The organism is Bradyrhizobium sp. CCBAU 53415, from assembly GCF_028128735.1.
Classification (GTDB): domain Bacteria; phylum Pseudomonadota; class Alphaproteobacteria; order Rhizobiales; family Xanthobacteraceae; genus Bradyrhizobium.
Genome location: NZ_LBJF01000018.1, coordinates 74,861 through 94,761, shown reverse-complemented (window position 1 = coordinate 94,761; position 19,901 = coordinate 74,861). Strand labels below are relative to the sequence as shown.

The 19,901-nt window shown below is 58.7% G+C and carries 18 protein-coding genes and 2 pseudogenes; 19 read left to right on the top strand and 1 reads right to left on the bottom strand.

What is annotated here, in order from left to right:
• Positions 1–155 precede the first annotated feature (155 nt).
• The 14 genes and pseudogenes from sufB (at position 156) to XH87_RS10955 (ending at position 15,908) form a co-directional block, all read left to right on the top strand.
• Positions 156–1,652 carry a Fe-S cluster assembly protein SufB gene (gene sufB, locus XH87_RS11020; protein ID WP_271587288.1) on the top strand — a complete coding sequence of 499 codons (1,497 nt, stop codon included), beginning with the start codon at positions 156–158 and terminating at the stop codon, positions 1,650–1,652.
• Positions 1,653–1,718: 66 nt separating this feature from the next.
• Positions 1,719–2,471 (top strand): Fe-S cluster assembly ATPase SufC, encoded by a 753-nt coding sequence (gene sufC / locus XH87_RS11015; protein WP_271587287.1) that lies wholly within the window; start codon positions 1,719–1,721, stop codon positions 2,469–2,471.
• 19 nt (positions 2,472–2,490) lie between these two features.
• Positions 2,491–3,813 (top strand): Fe-S cluster assembly protein SufD, encoded by a 1,323-nt coding sequence (gene sufD / locus XH87_RS11010; protein ID WP_271587286.1) that lies wholly within the window; start codon positions 2,491–2,493, stop codon positions 3,811–3,813.
• Positions 3,810–5,057, top strand: coding sequence for a cysteine desulfurase (locus tag XH87_RS11005; RefSeq protein ID WP_271587285.1), 1,248 nt, complete (start codon positions 3,810–3,812; stop codon positions 5,055–5,057). The genes sufD and XH87_RS11005 overlap by 4 nt, the downstream gene beginning before the upstream one ends.
• Before the next feature lie 462 nt (positions 5,058–5,519).
• Entirely contained in the window at positions 5,520–7,022 is a 1,503-nt protein-coding gene (gene nifD / locus XH87_RS11000) for a nitrogenase molybdenum-iron protein alpha chain (protein WP_271587359.1), read from the top strand.
• Between the two features lie 66 nt (positions 7,023–7,088).
• Complete coding sequence (nifK, locus tag XH87_RS10995; protein WP_271587284.1) at positions 7,089–8,645, top strand: nitrogenase molybdenum-iron protein subunit beta; 1,557 nt, start codon at positions 7,089–7,091, stop codon at positions 8,643–8,645.
• Positions 8,646–8,744: 99 nt separating this feature from the next.
• On the top strand, positions 8,745–10,391 hold the full coding sequence (gene nifE, locus XH87_RS10990) for a nitrogenase iron-molybdenum cofactor biosynthesis protein NifE (RefSeq protein WP_271587283.1): 1,647 nt from the start codon (positions 8,745–8,747) through the stop codon (positions 10,389–10,391).
• Between the two features lie 9 nt (positions 10,392–10,400).
• Positions 10,401–11,810, top strand: coding sequence for a nitrogenase iron-molybdenum cofactor biosynthesis protein NifN (nifN, locus tag XH87_RS10985; protein WP_271587282.1), 1,410 nt, complete (start codon positions 10,401–10,403; stop codon positions 11,808–11,810).
• The gene (gene nifX / locus XH87_RS10980) at positions 11,807–12,202 is read left to right on the top strand and encodes a nitrogen fixation protein NifX (RefSeq protein WP_097669291.1); all 396 of its coding nucleotides are present in this window, start codon (positions 11,807–11,809) and stop codon (positions 12,200–12,202) included. The genes nifN and nifX overlap by 4 nt, the downstream gene beginning before the upstream one ends.
• 6 nt (positions 12,203–12,208) lie before the next feature.
• Positions 12,209–12,685, top strand: coding sequence for a NifX-associated nitrogen fixation protein (locus XH87_RS10975; RefSeq protein WP_271587281.1), 477 nt, complete (start codon positions 12,209–12,211; stop codon positions 12,683–12,685).
• A complete protein-coding gene (locus tag XH87_RS10970; protein WP_271587280.1) occupies positions 12,682–12,882 on the top strand; it encodes a CCE_0567 family metalloprotein in 201 nt (66 codons plus the stop codon). Before XH87_RS10975 ends, XH87_RS10970 begins: the two co-directional genes overlap by 4 nt.
• Before the next feature lie 14 nt (positions 12,883–12,896).
• Positions 12,897–13,175 (top strand): annotated as a pseudogene (gene fdxB, locus XH87_RS10965) (ferredoxin III, nif-specific); the annotation flags it as partial.
• 972 nt (positions 13,176–14,147) lie between these two features.
• A complete protein-coding gene (locus XH87_RS10960; protein ID WP_271587279.1) occupies positions 14,148–15,017 on the top strand; it encodes a host specificity protein in 870 nt (289 codons plus the stop codon).
• Positions 15,018–15,512: 495 nt separating this feature from the next.
• The gene (locus tag XH87_RS10955) at positions 15,513–15,908 is read left to right on the top strand and encodes a Rieske (2Fe-2S) protein (protein WP_271587278.1); all 396 of its coding nucleotides are present in this window, start codon (positions 15,513–15,515) and stop codon (positions 15,906–15,908) included.
• Positions 15,909–15,915: 7 nt separating this feature from the next.
• Here the strand turns inward: XH87_RS10955 and XH87_RS10950 are convergent, their stop codons facing one another.
• Positions 15,916–16,506: a hypothetical protein gene (locus tag XH87_RS10950; protein ID WP_271587277.1), complete on the bottom strand. Its 591-nt coding sequence runs from the start codon at positions 16,504–16,506 to the stop codon at positions 15,916–15,918.
• A gap of 275 nt (positions 16,507–16,781) precedes the next feature.
• On the opposite strand from XH87_RS10950, the gene XH87_RS10945 reads away from it, so the two are divergent.
• From XH87_RS10945 to XH87_RS36740, 5 genes and pseudogenes are all read left to right on the top strand, one after another.
• Complete coding sequence (locus tag XH87_RS10945; protein WP_271587276.1) at positions 16,782–17,102, top strand: HesB/IscA family protein; 321 nt, start codon at positions 16,782–16,784, stop codon at positions 17,100–17,102.
• A gap of 36 nt (positions 17,103–17,138) precedes the next feature.
• Positions 17,139–17,426, top strand: a complete 288-nt coding sequence (locus XH87_RS10940; RefSeq protein ID WP_271587275.1) for a NifU family protein — start codon at positions 17,139–17,141, stop codon at positions 17,424–17,426.
• Positions 17,423–18,598, top strand: coding sequence for an aminotransferase class V-fold PLP-dependent enzyme (locus tag XH87_RS10935; RefSeq protein WP_271587274.1), 1,176 nt, complete (start codon positions 17,423–17,425; stop codon positions 18,596–18,598). Before XH87_RS10940 ends, XH87_RS10935 begins: the two co-directional genes overlap by 4 nt.
• Positions 18,599–18,602: 4 nt before the next feature.
• Positions 18,603–18,827 (top strand): putative nitrogen fixation protein NifT, encoded by a 225-nt coding sequence (gene nifT / locus XH87_RS10930; RefSeq protein ID WP_018319613.1) that lies wholly within the window; start codon positions 18,603–18,605, stop codon positions 18,825–18,827.
• Positions 18,824–19,685, top strand: a pseudogene (locus tag XH87_RS36740) (SIR2 family NAD-dependent protein deacylase). Before nifT ends, XH87_RS36740 begins: the two are co-directional and overlap by 4 nt.
• Positions 19,686–19,901: the final 216 nt, after the last annotated feature.

Genomic DNA, 19,901 nt, shown 5'->3' with positions numbered 1-19,901 from the left:
ATGAAGACGCTATCGACAGCCGTCGCCTTTTGCATCCGTCTGCTGTTTCTCTCACTCCCTGGCCCCGAGTTGGCCGTGACTTGCGCGGTCTGCTCAGAGAGACTGCGGCGCAATCCTCGGCGGCGGGAGTTGTCGTTGCGCGAGCGGAGCGGGCAATGGTAGCTGTAGAAGAGACGGTCGAGCGCGTGAAGCGCATCGACGTCGACCAGTATCGTTATGGGTTTGAAACCCTGATCGAGTCCGACAAGGCCCCGAAGGGGCTGTCGGAAGACACCGTCCGCTTCATCTCCGCGAAGAAGAGTGAGCCGGCCTGGATGCTGGAATGGCGCCTGGAGGCCTATCGCCGCTGGCTGACCATGACCGAGCCGACCTGGGCGCGCGTCGAATATCCCAAGATCGACTTCCAGGACATCTACTATTACGCGGCGCCAAAGCCGAAGAAGACGGTCACCTCGCTCGACGAGATCGATCCGGAGATTCTCAAGACCTACGAGAAGCTCGGCATTCCCTTGCGGGAAGTCGCGATGCTCGAAGGCATCGAGCCGAAGGTCGGCGAGCAGGATCCGGCGCAGCGCAAGATCGCCGTCGATGCTGTGTTCGACTCGGTCTCGGTCGCGACCACCTTCAAGGCCGAGCTGAAAAAGGCCGGCGTGATCTTCATGCCGATCTCGGAAGCCATCCGCGAGCATCCCGAGCTGGTGCAGAAGTATCTCGGCTCCGTGGTGCCGACCTCGGACAATTTCTATGCGACGCTGAACTCGGCGGTGTTCTCCGACGGCTCGTTCGTCTACGTGCCGCCGGGCGTGCGCTGCCCGATGGAGCTGTCGACCTATTTCCGCATCAACGAGCGCAATACCGGCCAGTTCGAGCGCACGCTGATCATCGCCGACAAGGGCTCCTACGTCTCCTATCTCGAAGGCTGCACCGCACCGCAGCGCGAGGAGAACCAGCTTCATGCCGCCGTGGTCGAGCTCGTTGCGCTCGATGACGCCGAGATCAAGTATTCGACGGTGCAGAACTGGTATCCCGGCAACTCGGAAGGCAAGGGCGGCATCTACAATTTCGTCACCAAGCGTGGCGACTGCCGCGGCAATCACTCCAAGATCTCCTGGACCCAGGTCGAGACCGGCTCCGCCATCACCTGGAAATATCCGAGCTGCATTCTCCGCGGCGACAACTCCCGCGGCGAGTTCTATTCGATCGCGATTTCGAACGGCTTCCAGCAGGTCGATAGCGGCACCAAGATGATCCATCTCGGCAAGAACACGTCGAGCCGGATCATCTCCAAGGGCATCGCCGCCGGCAAGTCGCAGAACACCTATCGCGGTCTCGTCACCGCGCACCGGAAGGCAACCGGCGCGCGCAACTTCACCGCCTGCGATTCCCTGTTGATCGGCGACAAGTGCGGCGCGCACACCGTGCCGTATATCGAGGCGAAGAACTCGTCGGCGACGTTCGAGCATGAGGCGACGACCTCGAAGATCTCCGAGGACGTGCTGTTCTACTGCATCCAGCGCGGCCTGTCGCAAGAAGAGGCCGTGGGCCTCGTCGTCAGCGGCTACGTCAAGGACGTTCTGCAAAAACTGCCGATGGAGTTCGCAGTGGAGGCGCAGAAGCTAATCTCGATCTCACTCGATGGATCTGTCGGATAACCAAACCTCCCGCGAGCCCTCTCGAATGCGGCTCGCCAGATGACGCATTTCAGGGATCAGATCAGAATGGCGCTACTCGAAATCCGAGATTTGCAGGCTGGTGTCGAAGACCGCGAAATTATTCGCGGCCTCGATCTTACCGTCAATGCGGGTGAGGTGCACGCGATCATGGGGCCGAACGGCTCAGGCAAATCGACGCTCTCTCACGTCATTGCCGGCAAGCCCGGCTATCAGATCACCGGCGGACAAATCCTGTTCAGGGGCGAGCACCTGTTGCGGATGGAGCCAAATGAACGCGCCGCCAAAGGCGTGTTCTTGGCATTTCAGTATCCGGTCGAGATCCCCGGCGTGACCACCATGAACTTCCTGCGGGCGGCACTGAATGCCCAGCGCAAGGCGCGCGACCAACAGGAATTCTCCACCCCCGAATTTCTGAAAAGAGTCCGCGAGGTGGCCGGTTCGCTCAACATTCCCAAGGACATGATCAAACGTGGCGTCAATGTCGGCTTTTCCGGCGGCGAGAAGAAGCGCAACGAAATTTTGCAAATGGCGTTGTTCGAGCCGAGTCTGTGCATCCTGGACGAGATCGATTCTGGCCTCGATATCGACGCGCTGCGTATCGTCGCCGGCGGCATCAACGCCTTGCGTTCGCCGGAACGAGCGATGATCGTGATCACCCACTATCGGCGGCTTCTCGACCATATCGTGCCGGACATAGTGCACGTGATGTCGAAAGGGCGGGTCATGAAGAGCGGCGGCAAGGAACTCGCGCTGGAGCTTGAGGCTTGTGGCTACGCCCAATTCGAAGACGCGGCCTGACGGCTCTAGGGATTCCCCGATGAAGCAGGTTTCGGCCAAAGCCGACGCCGAACGCGCAATGGGCAATGTCTTCGCTGCGGCGCGTGGACGGCTGCCTGGTGCAGGCACTGTCCCCCAAATCCGGGCGAGGGCATTCGAGGTCTACAAGCGTGCCGGCCTCCCGCATCGGCGCATCGAGGATTGCAAATACACTGATCTGCGCGCCCTGATCGGCGAGGTGCTGCCACTCGCTCCGCGACCGGATGCGGAGGCGCTGTTGCGCGCAAAGGTGTCGGCCAAGCAAGTGGCTGCCGATCAGACGGTCAAACTGGTGTTAGTGGATGGCATATTCGCGCCGGAGCTATCCGATCTCGGCAGGCTGGAAAATGAAGTCGTTGTTCGGTCGCTGCGAGAGGTTCTGGAGAATTCGGCCACTGAGGCCATGGCCGGTCTGGTGCTGTCGACGACGAGCGATTCGGCAATCTCGCTCAATGCCGCAATGGCGACAGATGGCCTGGTGATTACGGTCGCCGATGGCAATGCGGTGAAGCGTCCAATTCAAATCGTTCACGTCGCAACCGGACTGTCGGTGTCCACCTTTACACGCTCCTATCTGCAGCTCGGTAAAGGAGCGCATGCGGCCATCGTGGAAAGTTTCGTCCCGGCTGAAGGGGCGAGCGGCTATCAAACCAACGATGCGATAATCGCCCTGGTTGGTGACGAGGCGAGCCTTTCGCATATCCGCGTGGCAGCCGATGCCTCTGACGCCGTGAACATCTCGTCGGCGATCATCGCAGTCGGCACCAGGGCTGAGCTCGACCTCTTCGGCATGACCTGCAGCGGCTCCATCAGCCGCTATCAGGGATTCATCACGCTGGCCGGCGAGGGAACCAAGCTCTCGGCGAATGGGGTTAATCTCATCAGGGACAAGCTGCACGCCGACACAACGATCGTGGTCGACCACGCGGTGCCACATTGCACCAGTCGGGAGAAGTTCCGCGCGGTCGTCGACGATTGCGGCCGCTCGGTGTTTCAGGGCCGAATCGTCGTTCGTCCCGCCGCCCGGAAGACGGACGCCACCCTGACGATGCGAGCGTTGCTCCTATCGGACCAGGCCGAGGCCGGCAATAAGCCCGAACTTGAAATATTGGCTGATGACGTGACCTGCGGCCACGGAGCGACATCGGGTGCGCTGGACGACACTCTCCTATTCTATCTGCGCGCTCGGGGGCTGTCCGAGAAGGATGCGCAGATGTTGCTGATTAAAGCGTTCCTTGGCGAGTCGATTGAGGAGATCACTTCCAAGAATCTGCGCGATTTTGTGACAGCGCAAGTTGAACACTGGCTGCAGGCGGGGCGATGAGCGCACATCCCGCCGTGAGCAATGGTAGTTACGAGGTCAACCGTCTGCGTACGGACTTTCCTGCACTCGCCATGACGGTGTACGGCAAGCCGCTTGTTTACCTCGATAACGCTGCATCCGCGCAAAAGCCCAACGCGGTGCTTGACCGTATGATGCAGGTGTACTCCAGCGAATACGCCAACGTTCATCGCGGCTTGCACTGCCTCGCTAACGCGGCGACCGAGGCGTATGAAGGCGCCCGTACCAAGGTGGCGCGGTTTGTGAACGCGCATTTAAGCGAAGAGATCATCTTCACCCGGAGCGCCACGGAGGCAATCAATCTGGTGGCCCAGACTTTTGGCCGTGAACGCATTACCCCGGGTGATGAGATCGTTCTCTCGATTATGGAACACCACTCCAACATTGTGCCATGGCACCTTCTCAGGGAACGACTCGGTGCAGTGATCAAATGGGCGCCAGTGGATGATGACGGAAACTTTTTGCTCGATGATTTTGAGCGACTGCTGACCCCGCGCACCAAGCTGGTTGCAATCACACAAATGTCGAACGTGCTCGGCACGGTGTTGCCGGTGAAAGACGTGGTGAGGATCGCGCATGCTCGTGGTATCCCGGTGCTGGTCGACGGCTCGCAAGGATGCGTCCATCTGAGCGCCGACGTCTGCGACATTGATTGCGATTTCTACGTCATGACGGGCCACAAACTCTATGGTCCGACTGGGATCGGTGTGCTTTACGGCAAGTCTGAGCATCTGGCCTCAATGCCGCCTTTCAATGGCGGCGGGGAGATGATCCGCGAGGTCTCGTGTTCCGGCGTCATTTATGGTGATCCGCCACACCGGTTCGAAGCGGGTACGCCGCCGATCGTCGAAGCCATCGGTTTAGGCGCGGCTATCGATTACATCAATTCAATAGGCAAGGTGCAGATCCGCAGGCACGAGAGCGTACTGCTCGCTTACGCGCAGCAGAGACTGGCGGACATCAACTTCGTGCGCATGATCGGGACCCCGGCCGAGAAGGGGCCGATCATTTCCTTTGATATGAAGGGTGCGCATGCCCATGATATTGCCACCGTGGTCGACCGCGCCGGTGTAGCCATGCGGGCGGGGGCCCACTGTGCGATGCCCCTGCTCAAGCGCTTCGGCGTACTGGCGACGTGCCGTGCGTCCCTCGGACTTTACAATACACGTGAAGAGATTGATGTGCTCGTGCGTGCGCTTATCAAGGCGCGGCAGCTGTTCTCGTGATTCGGCGAGCCCACGACGTCCAGGTAGCGAGGCAGCTCGCATTGCTGTCTGGAGGATGAGGTCATGCACCTCATTGTCATCGCAGCAGGTAAGCACCTGTAGGTCTCAGCAAGCATAGATATCGCAAGCCTGTGTCGGCTAGCCGGCCTTGCAGCCGGTCTTCCTGTACGGCCGCCTTCGGCGAACGCGATCGCACAGTACTGCGATCGCGGACACGCTCGAGAATGGGCGGGCAATTTCACCCATAACCAGCCCTTGTTCCATTTCGAACAGGGCCAAACCAAGAGTTCTCTGCCCAAAGCGTGATGTCGGGTTCGCAACAACACCCATCGTCACCGCACGAGGCGCGCTAAGCGATTTTGATTGCTTTGTTTTTTGTGCTCACGAGACGCTGGCATGCTGGTTGCAAAAGTCTTGGTCAAGAAGCCGCCCTCGCAACAGCTAACCTTTGAAGGACATCAGATGAGTCTCGCCACGACCCAGAGCATCGCAGAAATCAGGGCTCGCAACAAAGAGCTGATCGAGGAGGTGCTGAAGGTCTATCCGGAGAAAACCGCGAAACGGCGTGCCAAGCACCTCAACGTTCACCAAGCCGGCAAGTCAGACTGCGGGGTGAAGTCCAACGTCAAATCCATACCTGGCGTGATGACGATCAGGGGCTGCGCCTATGCAGGGTCAAAGGGGGTGGTCTGGGGACCGATCAAGGACATGGTCCATATCAGCCATGGCCCGGTCGGCTGCGGTCAGTATTCGTGGGGCTCGCGACGCAACTATTACGTTGGCACGACGGGCATCGATAGCTTCGTGACCTTGCAGTTCACCTCCGACTTCCAGGAAAAGGATATCGTATTCGGCGGCGACAAAAAGCTGGTCAAAATTCTTGACGAAATCCAGGAGCTGTTTCCACTTAACAACGGCATCACCATACAATCGGAATGCCCGATCGGACTGATCGGTGACGACATCGAGGCCGTGTCGAGAGCGAAATCCAAGGAATATGGCGGAAAGACCATCGTGCCGGTCCGTTGTGAGGGCTTTCGGGGCGTGTCGCAGTCACTTGGCCACCACATTGCCAACGACGCGGTGCGCGATTGGATTTTCGACCAGCTCGAGTCCGACGGCAAACCAAAGTTCGAGCCGACGCCGTACGATGTTGCGATCATCGGAGACTACAATATCGGCGGCGACGCCTGGTCATCCCGAATTCTGCTGGAGGAGATGGGCCTGCGAGTGATCGCGCAGTGGTCCGGCGACGGTTCACTGGCTGAGCTCGAGGCAACGCCGAAGGCAAAGCTCAACATTCTGCATTGCTACCGTTCCATGAACTACATCTCACGTCACATGGAAGAGAAGTTCGGTATTCCTTGGTGCGAGTACAACTTCTTCGGACCTTCAAAGATCGCAGAGTCGCTGCGCAAGATTGCGGGCTATTTCGACGACAAGATTAAGGAAGGCGCCGAGCGGGTGATTGAAAAGTACCAGCCGCTGGTGAACGCCGTGATCGCAAAATATCGCCCGCGCCTGGAGGGCAAGACGGTGATGCTGTACGTCGGCGGGCTACGTCCGCGTCATGTGATTGGCGCATACGAGGACCTCGGGATGGAAGTCATTGGCACCGGATACGAGTTCGGTCACAACGACGACTATCAGCGCACAGCTCAGCATTACGTAAAGGACAGCACGCTCATCTACGATGACGTCAATGGCTATGAGTTCGAGCGCTTCGTCGAAAAGCTCCAGCCTGACCTCGTCGGCTCGGGCATCAAGGAAAAATACGTTTTCCAAAAGATGGGTGTGCCGTTCCGGCAGATGCACTCCTGGGACTATTCGGGCCCATATCACGGCTATGACGGCTTTGCGATCTTCGCGCGCGACATGGACATGGCGATCAACTCGCCGGTCTGGAAGAAAACGAAGGCCCCCTGGAAGGAAGCTTCGAGGGCCAAGCTCCTGGCTGCAGAATAAAGCAACTCGTCTCGCTCACTGGGAAAGCCGGGGCGATACCAATCTCGATAGTGAAGGACTTCAACAATGGCGCAGAGTGCCGAACACGTGCTCGATCATCTCGAACTGTTCCGCGGTCCAGAATACCAGCAGATGCTGGCCAAGAAGAAGAGTTTCGAGAATCCGCGCGATCCCGCCGAGGTCGAACGTATCAAGGAATGGACGAAAACGGCCGAATATCGCGAAAAGAACTTTGCGCGGGAGGCGCTAGCGGTAAATCCGGCCAAGGCCTGCCAACCGCTTGGCGCCGTATTCGCGTCCGTTGGCTTTGAGCGCACGCTACCCTTCGTCCACGGCTCGCAAGGCTGCGTGGCCTATTACCGCAGTCATCTGTCGCGGCACTTCAAGGAACCTTCTTCCTGCGTTTCTTCGTCGATGACGGAAGACGCTGCCGTATTCGGCGGCCTGAACAACATGATCGACGGGCTCGCGAACAGCTACAACATGTACAAACCCAAGATGATTGCGGTCTCCACGACCTGCATGGCCGAGGTGATCGGCGATGACCTCAACGCTTTCATCAAGACGTCGAAAGAAAAAGGCTCGGTTCCGGCGGACTTCGACGTGCCGTTCGCGCACACGCCGGCGTTCGTCGGTAGCCACGTCACCGGTTATGACAATGCACTCAAGGGCATTCTGGAGCATTTTTGGGACGGCAAGGCCGGAACAGCGCCGAAGCTGGAGCGCAAGCCGAACGGGGCGATCAACATCATTGGTGGGTTCGATGGCTATACCGTCGGAAACCTTCGCGAGATCAAGCGCATCTTGGCGTTGATGGGTATCCAGCACACGATTCTCGCCGATAATTCTGAAGTCTTCGATACTCCGACAGACGGCGAATTCCGGATGTATGACGGTGGCACGACGCTGGAAGATGCCGCCAACGCGGTTCACGCCAAGGCGACAATCTCCATGCAGCAGTGGTGCACCGAAAAAACGCTGCCATTCGTGGCTGAGCATGGCCAGGACGTCGTATCCTTCAACTACCCGGTGGGCTTATCCGCAACGGATGACTTTATCATCGCGCTGTCACGCATCAGCGGCAAGGAGATTCCCGAGCAACTCGCGCGAGAACGTGGCCGTCTGGTCGACGCCATCGCTGACTCCAGCGCGCATATCCATGGCAAGAAGTTCGCGATCTATGGCGATCCGGATCTTTGCTATGGTTTGGCTGCGTTTCTGCTCGAACTCGGCGCCGAACCGACCCATGTGCTGTCCACCAACGGCAACAAGGCGTGGCACGAAAAAATGCAGGCACTGCTTGCAAGCTCGCCATTTGGGCAGGGCTGCCAAGCCTATCCAGGCCGAGACCTCTGGCACATGCGCTCACTCCTGTTCACCGAGCCGGTCGATTTTCTGATTGGCAACACCTATGGCAAGTATCTGGAGCGTGATACTGGAACGCCACTGATCCGCATCGGCTTTCCGGTTTTTGATCGGCATCACCATCACCGCTCCCCGCTATGGGGCTATCAGGGGGGCCTGAATGTGCTGGTGAAGATGCTGGACAAGATCTTCGACGAGATCGACAAGAAGACAAACGTTCTTGGCAAAACTGACTACAGCTTCGACATCATTCGTTGATGAGCGACCGTGGCGCGTGCCATCGCCCAAGCACTCGACGATGGCACAAGCACACGACGGTTGACCATGCAATTAGTTTGCGCTGAGAGGAAAAAAGGGATGAGTTCACTTGCGGCCACGGTCCAGAATATTTTCGACGAGCCGGGCTGCGCCAAGAACAGCAGTAAGTCGGAGGCTGAACGCAAGAAGGGCTGCACCAAACAGCTGCAGCCGGGTAGCGCTGCCGGCGGCTGTGCTTTCGATGGCGCCAAGGTTGCGCTGCAGCCGTTCACCGACGTCGCTCACTTAGTGCATGGTCCGATCGCCTGCGAAGGTAATTCCTGGGACAATCGCGGCGCGGCGTCGTCCGGCTCGAATCTGTGGCGCACCGCATTCACAACCGATTTGAGCGAAACCGATATTGTATTCGGAGGCGAGAAGCGGCTCTGCAAAGCGATCAAGGAGATCATCGACAAGTGCGACCCGCCCGCCATCTTCGTCTATCAAACCTGCATCCCGGCGATGATCGGCGACGACATCAACGCAGTTTGTAAGGCAGCATCTCATAGGTTCGCAAAGCCGGTGATCCCAATCAATTCCCCTGGCTTCGTCGGCTCGAAGAACCTCGGTAACAAGCTCGCCGGCGAGGCCTTGCTCGACTATGTGATCGGGACGCAAGAACCGGACTACACCACGCCGTACGATATCAACCTGATCGGGGAATACAACCTTTCCGGAGAGCTCTGGCAAGTGAAGCCATTGCTGGACGAGCTTGGAGTACGGATTCTCTCGTGCATCTCCGGCGATGGCAAATATCGCGAAGTCGCCTCATCTCATCGCGCGCGGGCGGCGATGTTGGTGTGCTCAAAGTCCATGATCAACGTCGCACGCAAGATGGGGCAACGCTACGGGATCCCATTCTTCGAGGGGTCGTTCTACGGTATTCAAGACTCGAGCGAATCGCTGCGGCAGCTTGCCCGCTTATTGGTTGAACGCGGCGCGCCGACAGATCTGCTCGGGCGCACCGAAGCGGTGATCGCGCGCGAGGAAGCGCGGGCCTGGGCTGCGATCGAGCCGTACAAGCCACGATTCGAAGGCAAAAAGGCCTTGTTGATTACCGGCGGCGTCAAGTCATGGTCGGTCGTTGCGGCACTCCAGGAAGCCGGGCTTGAGGTAGTCGGAACCAGTGTGAAGAAATCAACCAGGAAAGACAAGGAGCGCATCAAGGAGCTCATGGGGCAGGATGCCCACATGATCGAGGACATGACGCCGCGCGAAATGTACAAGATGTTGAAGGACGCAAAAGCGGACATCATGCTATCGGGCGGCAAGTCGCAGTTCGTCGCGCTGAAAGCGGCGATGCCCTGGCTCGATATCAACCAGGAGCGTTGCCATGCCTATATGGGCTATGTCGGAATGGTCAAGCTGGTGGAGGAGATCGATAAGTCGCTCTCCAGTCCGATGTGGGAGCAGCTACATCGACCGGCGCCATGGGAGGCATTGGCCAAGGCGATGGAGCAGATGCAATCGCCGGTAGCCGCGATCGCCTGCGATCCGGCGCTCGCCGAAACCGCGCGCCGCGCGAGGAAGATCTGCGTGTGTAACACGGTCGATCTTGGCACGATTGAGGATGCAATCTACGCGCACGGCCTGAGGAGCGTCGCAGCGGTCAGAGAGCATACCAACGCGGTCGGTGGCTGCTGCCAAAGACGCATCGAACGTATCTTGATGTCCGAGCCATCTGCCATGCGACAGGCCGCAGAATAGGGAGGCGTCATGGCCATCGTCACGGCGCCGACGAAAGCCTGCGCTGTCAACCCGCTGAAGATGAGTCAGCCGATCGGCGGCGCATTCGCCTTCATGGGGCTGCGCGGGGCGATGCCGCTTCTGCACGGCTCCCAGGGGTGCACATCCTTCGGGCTCACGCTCTTTGTCCGGCATTTCAAAGAGGCAGTACCGCTGCAGACCACCGCGATGAGCGAGGTCGCGACCGTACTCGGCGGCTATGAGAATCTCGAGCAGGCGATACTGAACATCTACAACCGTACCAAGCCAAAGATCATCGGAATCTGCTCGACCGGTGTCACCGAGACCAATGGCGACGATGTGGATGCCTACCTCAAGCTAATCCGGAGCAAGCATCCGCAGCTCGCAAAGTTGCCACTGGTGTATGTCTCGACGCCTGATTTCAAGGGCGCGTTCCAGGACGGCTGGGAGAAGGCTGTGGCGCGCATTGTAGAGGTCCTGGTGGAAGGGCCCAATGCCAATGGCCTGCGGGACCCATCGAAGGTGAATGTTCTGCCGGGATGTCACCTCACGCCCGGCGACCTTGATGAACTCCGTGTCATACTCGAGGATTTCGGGTTGTGCCCGTCCTTCCTCCCTGACCTGGCGGGATCGCTCGATGGGCATATCCCCGATGAGTTTACGCCAACGACCATCGGCGGCATCGGCGTCGACGAAATTGCGAGCATGGGCCGAGCCGGGTGGACGATTGCAATCGGCGCGCAGATGCAGCGAGCGGCAGAGGTCATGCAAGTCAAGACCGGCGTGCCTTTTCGTGTCTTCGAGCGGCTGTGTGGTCTCTGTCCGAACGACGAATTCATGACGTTCTTGAGCGAGATCAGCGGCCGCCCCATACCCTTGAAATATCGACGCCAGCGCGGTCAGCTCGCCGATGCAATGCTGGACGCGCACTTCCATATTGGCGGTCGCAAAGTTGCAATCGGAGCTGAGCCAGACCTCCTGTTCGATCTATCCGGCATGCTGCACGACATGGGCGCGCAGGTGACCGCGGCCGTGACGAGCACTCAGTCGGAGGTGATCGAGCGGATCAAGACCAAGGAGGTACTCATTGGCGATCTCGAGGATCTGGAATGGCTTGCTAAAACAAACCATTGCGACCTGCTGATCACGCATTCGCATGGCAGGCAAGCGGCGGCTCGGCTGAAAGTGCCGTTCTATCGTACGGGTTTTCCGATGTTCGATCGACTTGGCGCGGGGCACCAACTATCCGTGGGCTATCGTGGTACCCGCAATTTGATCTTCGATCTCGCCAATCTCGTGATCGCGCACCGCGAGGAGAACGATCGGCCTACGCCCGATAAATGGCGGACTGCGACCGGATCACCACGATGCTGGGGGTATCGCAGCTCCACCGGCGCAGCTGAGAGGTCGAGTGCATGAAGGTCGCGTTTGCCACTCAAGACCTGAGACGCGTCGATGCCCATTTTGGTTGGGCAAAGAATATCGCAATCTACGATGTCACGCCTGGCGGGCACGTGTTTCTCAAGGCGATTGAGTTTGAGGGCGATCTGAAGGAGGACGGCAACGACGACAAGTTGGCGCCGAAGATCGAGGCGATCAAGGATTGCGCAATTCTTTACGTCGCCGCCATTGGCGGTGCCGGGGCTGCCCGAGTGGTGGCCAACAAGATCCATCCTATTAAGGTGAACAAGCCAGAAAGCATTCTGGTGTTGCTCGAAAAACTCGAGCGCGTACTGAAGGGCACGCCACCTCCCTGGCTACGCAAGGCCATGGCAAAGGACCGACGGCGAACGTTCGAGTTCGACGAATGAGGTGATATGACCGCGAAAATAGAGCAGCAGGGCAGCGCCGTCGACGCGCCGTTCCTCATGGAGTTGATCAAGGTTTGGCGTGCTCAGGACACCAACGGAGCCTGGGAGGCGAAGAGCGATCTTGACCTGCTCGAACCCTATATCCTGGATAAGAAGAAGCGGCGCGCATTGCCGATCATCGGTGATCCTGATCCCGATACGCTGTGGCGGCTCAAGCTGTTCTTCGATGCGGTCGCGCTCTCGATCGAGAGGGAGACCGGCGCGATGACCCAACCGATTCTGGATCTGCATCATGAAGGCTTCGGCCGCATGGTGCTCATCTCAGGCCGGCTGATCGCCGTGAACAAGCAGCTGCGCGATGTGCATCGCTTTGGATTCGATAATTTGGTAAAGCTCGCGCAGGAGGGCGACAAATATGTCAGCGACGGTATCGAGCTGATTCGGAAATTTCCGGACGTGGCGAACTATTGGGGATACTCATGAGCGATCGTGAAACACTGAAGGCAGAACTAAAGAAACTGTCCGTCAAGGCGATACAGGCCAAGATGGATCTGCACGACCTTTCGGAAGAATTACCCATCAACTGGACCTCGATCATGGCGGTGGCGCGGAAGGCGCACAATGCCTATGCCGAACTCGAGCGCAAGAGCCGTGATCTGGAGGCGATGGAAAATACCTAAAGGAGGCCCGAGCCATGTCATTTACAACGCGCGATGGACGCGAATGGACGCCAGAATATCTGATCTCGATCAATAGCAAGAAGTGCATCGGCTGCGGCCGCTGTTTCAAGGTGTGCGGTCGAGATGTCATGACTTTGAAAGGAATCAACGAGGAAGGCGAACTTGTCGACCTCGACAATGACGAGGACGACGAGATCGAAAAGAAGATCATGGTTCTGAACGATCAGGGCGCCTGCATCGGCTGCGGTGCGTGCGCCAGGGTTTGCCCGGCGGACTGTCCCCCCCCCCCCCCCCCCCCCCCCCCCCCCCCCCCCCCCCCCCCCCCCCCTCTCTCTCTCTCTCTCTCTCTCTCTCTCTCTCTCTTTGTTGCGGCCAGCAGCAGGCGGAATATCGAGGGACCAGATGGTGATCAGGCAAACCCCCAACGGAAGCTCGCCCGGCGGGGTCGAATGGCCCCGATCTTTCACGGAACAGCAAGACAGAACTAGCGAGGATACTCGCGCATAGCCGCATAGGCTGATTAGTCGCTGGGCAAGCGATACCGACTGAGTGGCGCCCCGATTGCGAATCGCTCCCCTATCGCCGGGTGCACGTTCTCGCCAAGGCGTCCTCGCCGTCACGCCGGGCGAGTGATCGAGTTGCCTTCGTAGTCGTCATAGACTGCGGATTGCTGGTTCCCGATGCCTGCGGAGCCAATGGTGGCCATCTTTCCTGGAGCGTTCACGGTCGTGGGATCGCGTAAGGCCGCCGCGGTGCGGCGGGCGTGGACAATTGTCCGCCCGATGACTGCCGATCGCGTTGAAGCGCATTTGATGGGGCACCTGTGTCCTCCGCAATTCTCCGATGGGGACTGGATGGCGCTGCCAGTGCCATAGCGTACGCGAGTTCGTGGACGACGCGCTCGAAAAGCACCGAGCGGCAATTCTCCTCGCAAGCCGCCGATCCTCGATAGACGGCTGCATTGGTCAATGTGCTGGTCTAGTAGGGTGGCTCAATGGCGGCGGCAGTCCGAGGAGAGGGCCGTGGTGTAGATCTGCGCCGTTCGACGTCACATTCTCGGTGGATCAAGCACGTGATCACCCGCCGTCAGCCCACGATTGGTGACCAGCGGCTATGTGTGACTCGCGTGCGGATTGCAGCCGTCGCGTCGGAGTGCCGGCGGATGCTACGGTCAGGTTGTGGTCAGCTAGGTTGTATATTCTCGCCGCGAGCTTGCGCGGCACGAGCTCGATCGCGTGCAATTTTGCCGATAGGAGAGCGATCTGATGTACAACAGAATCGTTGGCTCATCCAGCCAGTCCACAAGCGCTAGCCAAGCTGATGAATGGGGAGAAGCGGGAGATAGCCCCCGCTTTGCGGAAACAATTGCAGGTATGGAGCCCGGTGGTTCGTCATCTGAAACGACAGCGCGATACTCTCTGGTCTCCGAACCGCCCATTAAAGAGATCAAGACCCGAGATGGCTTCATGAAAGAAGTAAAGAGATTCTTGGCCGATGACATCAGGCACATTGCCGAGCACCCAGAAGAGTACTCGGATTTCGTGTCCGAGAAAGCTGGGCGCGCGGCAACGGTTGCTGGAAGTTACGCCCACACCTACGATGATCCAGATAAGCCGGCGAAATTTTACGGGTATAAGTTGGGCGACGAAACTGTCGGGCTTTTACGAGTCGGAGGTCCCGCGCGGATTAAAGACGACAGCGGCCGTTTCAAGGAACAGTTTGGGCGCAACGATATCACGTCCGTGGTAGATCTTCGGGTTACTCATCCGCTGGTCGAGAACGCGGGCGATATCTTGCTGGAACATCAGCTGCGACAGGACCGCGATCATCCGTTGGTCTTGTCACGTCCTGCCGTAGAAGAGGTAGAGCCCCGTCTAGCGGAAATGGGTTTTGTTCACATGGGTCGTAACCACTGGGTGCTTGATCCTAACCAGCACCCCGAAGTGTGGGAGAAGAACGAGAACAACGAGTGGCAGCGGGTCGGCAAGCCTACGAAGTATCTTTCGAAAGCTGAGGGCAGCGGTATCGATAGTGAGGGCAGTGATCCCGAGGGAACGTTCGAGACGGATTCCTCAGACGATAACGCTTCATATTACTTGGAGCGCGAACTGCGTAAGGGGCTGCGCATGGACTAGGGTGGCTGTAACAGAAGCAGCGGGCCAGAAATAACGGACATTTCGCCGTTCCACGCGGGCGTAAAGGTCTTCGCCAAAAGGGGCGCACGCTTGCCGCGTGCGCCCCCTCGCTTACTGAAAGCGATCGCTCAACTTTCGGCGAAGGCACCTGCGATGTCGCGATGGGATACGCCCATCGCAGGGCATGTACCGGGCCTTCCGCAGCGTGCGATGAGCGAGCAGCAAAGACCAGCCACCCAGTTTAGCCCTCCGGAAAATGGTTCAGAAAGGCTGGAGCGCGAAAGCTATAGCTGCACAGCCAAGCATCGAAAGGGCAGCAAGGCTCAATGCTCGTGCGAATTGGTCTAACTGTGCACCCCCGCCAATGAGGTGTGCTGCAACAGTGAAGCTTGCGTTGTATTGCCGGAAACACGAGCCGTTCCGGCACTTGTACGGTTCTTGCACGGTTGATTGCACGGCGACAATGAAGAACGTCTTGCAATGTACGAGCGATGAATGCAGCCAGATGCGATCTATGCGGTTTGCGGCTTTAACGACATTGCGAGCCGCCAGGCCGTGGGATTCCATCTCATGGTCGTCGATGATGACGGCAATCGCCGCCCGTGGTCCATCATTGTGGTGCGCTGGGGCAAAAAGGTGCTTGGCTATGTCAATAAATGCCCGCACAACAGCGTCAATTTGGACTGGGAGCGGAACCAATTCCTCGATCCATACGGCATCCGACTGATGTGCGGCAAACACGGCTCTACCTTCGAACTCGGCACTGGGCGGTGCGTCGAAGGTCCGTGTAAGGGTAGAGCGCTCACGCCGATCGCGTTGACAGTTTTGGATGGAGATATCTGTGTCGTCGGCGCGCGCCTTGTTGAAGATGATGCGGCCCAGAAAGAATGAACCGCGCTTAGACTGGCCGGTTCTCGTTACGGTTTCTCACCGGATCCATCCTCTTCAGGCCGTCCTCGTAGGAGATCTCGTCGTAGACCAGATCGAGTTTCTTTGCCGCATCGAGCAGGTAATCGAGCTTGCCGCCCGCATCCAGCTTCTTGATGTCATCCTTATTAATCCCGACCAAGTCCATCATCTCCTTCCAAACTGTGGATTCATCGCACGGCAAGACGTGGAAGTTAATATCACCGAGCTTGATTCGGTATTTCGCCAGCAAATCTATGTTGTTGCAGAACATGAAGTAGCTGCCGTCTGGGCTTAAGGCACCGTCAAGGACGGTGGCGACGTCAGCAAGATACGCGAAAGAATGCAGGTAGCCGGCCAGCACCGGAATAGTGCGTTCTCCGTCCTGCGCGATCGTCAAAACCTGCTCGATCGAATAGTCCGGCGGCCGTTTCTCGTCCGCGACTTGAGTCTGGAATTTTAGTGCGACGTCGCCGCGAAAGCCGAACCGGCCCGGCTTGGTGGTCCCGGCTTTGAGTACGGCATTGAGCAGGCGGCCCTCCTTCTCAAGTCTGCCGAGTGCGGTGTTCTCGATTGCAGTCATTAAATTCGTCCTCGATCTAAGCTCTTTACCGACGCTTTGTCCGGTGCCAGATGTGATGCAAATTGCTTGCCGTCGCATGCGTAGCGGCCTTCGGCGTAGCCTAGAAAGAAAACGCGTCATTGGGCTGCGACCGCCTCAAGTAGCCTTGTCAGGAACCCGACACCGGTTCCAAAGCCAACAGGCGCGATCCGAAAAAGTGAGCATTCATCAAGCATTTGCACGCTGGCACGTGACTTGCCCTTGGCAGCTACATCCAAGCTAATGAGGGGTAAGCCGTGATCAACCTGACGGATCGCGCAGTGAATGCAATCAAGAGCGCGATTTCATCGTCAACGCACCCGACTGGCGGTCTGCGCGTTATGATCGAAGCAGGCGGCTGCAATGGATTCAAATACAAGATGAGTGTGGCCGAGGAATCGAAGGCTGACGATACCGTGATCGAATGCGACGGGCTGAAGGTGTTCGTCGATAACAAGAGCCGTGAGCATCTGGTCGGCACGACCATTGATTTCGTGATGGCACTGGAGAGCTCTGGCTTTACCTTTCATAACCCGAACGCCACCACGAACTGCTCCTGCGGAAAATCGTTCGGCTGAAGAAGAAATCGTTCAGCTGATGAAGAGGATCGAAGCATGCCGGCCGAACCAGAACAACTGAGGCAATCGTCGTCCACTACGACAGACCGAGATCGTCGCATTCGCGGCGCGCTCGAAGAGGTCCGACCCAATCTGCAACGCGTTCATGGCGACCGTCAGCTGATAGGTATCGATGGCAGCAGGATCATGGTCAGGCTGACCGGTGGCTGCACGCTGTGTAGGCTTTCGCGGGTGAGGCTGGAAGGCATTCAGGCGCGGCTCGTCGATAAACTCGGCGAATTGGTCCGCCTGCCCGTTGCTGCTGCAGGCAGGGCAATGGATTGAGCGAGAATCGAGTGCCGATTTACCTCGATAACAATGCAACGACCCGGACCGATCCATCCGTCGTGCAAGCCATGTTGCCGTTCTTCACCGAGCAATTCGGCAATGCCTCGTCGACGCATGTCTTTGGCGACGAGGTCGCAGTCGCTCTGAGGCAGGCCCGGCGTAGCTTGCGGGGCCTGCTAGGGAACGCATACGACCATGAAATCGTTTTCACCTCGGGAGGGACCGAGGCCAATAATGCCGCGATCCTCTCTGCGCTTGCAACGCAGGAAGACCGCGACGAGATTGTCACCACCTCCGTTGAGCACTCCTCCGTTCTTGCGCTAACCGAGCAATTGGCGACAAGAGGAGTCAAGACGCACATCGTACCCGTAGATGCCCGCGGCCGGCTCGACGTCGAGGCGTTTCGCTGCGCGCTCGGGTCACGCACAGCGATTGCCTCCGTTATGTGGGCCAACAACGAGACCGGAACGATGTTTCCTGTGGAGTTTCTGGCCGGGTTGACCCGTGAGGCGGGCGCGCTGTTTCACACCGATGCGGTCCAGGCCATCGGTAAGGAGCGCGTGAACCTAAAGGACAGTGCGATCGACATGCTGTCGCTATCCGCGCACAAACTGCACGGCCCCAAGGGGATCGGCGCGCTATATTTGCGCAAAGGGACAAAATTCCGGCCGCTGATCTGCGGCGGGTGGTCACAGGAACGAGGGCGCCGCGGCGGGACTGCGAATATTCCCGGCATTGTCGGCCTGGGAAAGGCTGCCGAGCTTGCGGCGGGGCGGCTCGAACCGGAGCGCGTTCGCATTGGCGCGTTGCGCGACCGCCTTGAGCAGGGAATTTTGCACAATGGCGAGTGCGTTGCGCTCGGCGATATCAGCAATCGCTTAGCGAACACGGCCAATATTGCCTTCGATCATCTCGAAGGCGAAGCCATCGCTCACCATCTCAATCGTGCGGGCATCGCTGTGTCGCTCGGATCAGCCTGCAACGCCGGCTCAATGCAGCCATCGCATGTTCTGCGTGCCATGCACGTGCCGGCGTGGCGGATGCGCGGCGCGGTGCGCTTTTCTCTGTCGCGTGAAACCTCCTTCGCGGAGGTCGATGAGGTCGTGTGCGCAGTGTCCGACATCGTGGCTCGCCTGCGCGCCACCTCCCGCGTCACCGTCAGGGAGTGACCTCGTGAAAATCATGATCCGCCGGTCTCCGGACGCAGGCCTATCGATCTATGTGCCAAAAAAGGATCTCGAAGAGCCAATCGTGGAATCCGAGTACGAGACCCTATGGGGCGGCTGGATCAAAGTAGCTAATGGCTGGGTGCTCGATTTGCCCGAGATGGCGAGCGACACACGGTTACCGATCACAATCAACGCAAAGAAACGCGGCGAGAACGGGGACGATCCGTGAAGGCGCCCCGGCAGATCGACTTTGTCGATGCGGCCGATGCAAAGGCCACTCTCGTGGACATCGCTGCCGGCCTGAGGGCCGGGAGCATTGTTCCCTATCTCAGTCCTGGTCTCGCCGAATTGTGCAGATCCGATGTGCCGACCACACCAGAGGCGTTGGCCGGCTTCTTCGCCAGCAAGGTTGCGCTGCCGCGGCGGGCAAGGGGAATGCTTGGGCGTCGGCGCAGCATATCGAGATCAGCAAACAGCAGTCCGCCGTGACGGCATTGATGACGCAGGCCTTCGCTCGGCCAGTTGAGCCGACGCGGTTGCACCATCATCTTGTGTCCCCGTCGCTGCCCGTCATAGTCGACGCCTAATAGATGCCGCCTTGCGCGCGGCGCTGGGTAAGCGCGATGGATGGGGCGAAGTGCAGGGTACCACCCGCGTCGGCATTGGCGAGAATCGCTGGTATCGATTTTACGATTCCGTTGGCCAAGAGGTCGACGGTGCCGTGGCCGGCAGCTGGGCGACGGTGCTGTACAAGCCGCATGGCAGCGTGCAGCCGGCCAACAACTTCCTTGTCTCCGACGCCGACTATGTCGAGGCGTTGACCGAAATCGACGTTCAGACGCCAATTCCAGACATCATCAAGGAAAGGCGAACCGGGCAGACTTTTCGCTTCATCGGCTGTCGCTTCAACGACCAGCTGTTGCGTAGCTGTGCGCGGCAGATCATCAAGCGCTCGGGCGCCACTCATTATGCGATCGTCGACCCGGACGTGCTGTCGCGCAACGAGCTCCGCATTCTACTCGAGCAAGGTCTGACACCGCTTGCGATTGGGCTCCCTTCCGCGGTTGAGATATTGCTCACCCATTAGCGGCGTCTGAAGCAGGATAGCCGAGGTGGTATCGGCCTGTAGTGAAAGGGCGCAACGGGGGAAAAGCCCGCTCAGATGGAACCGGGTTCTGCGCTAGCTTTAGCCGAAAATTAGCCCTGCCACGGAGCTCTGGGTGAGGAAGACGACGTACCTGTCGCATTTTTAACAAGCGCATCATTGCCGTTCTTACATGCGTCCGCACCGATGCGTCTCGCT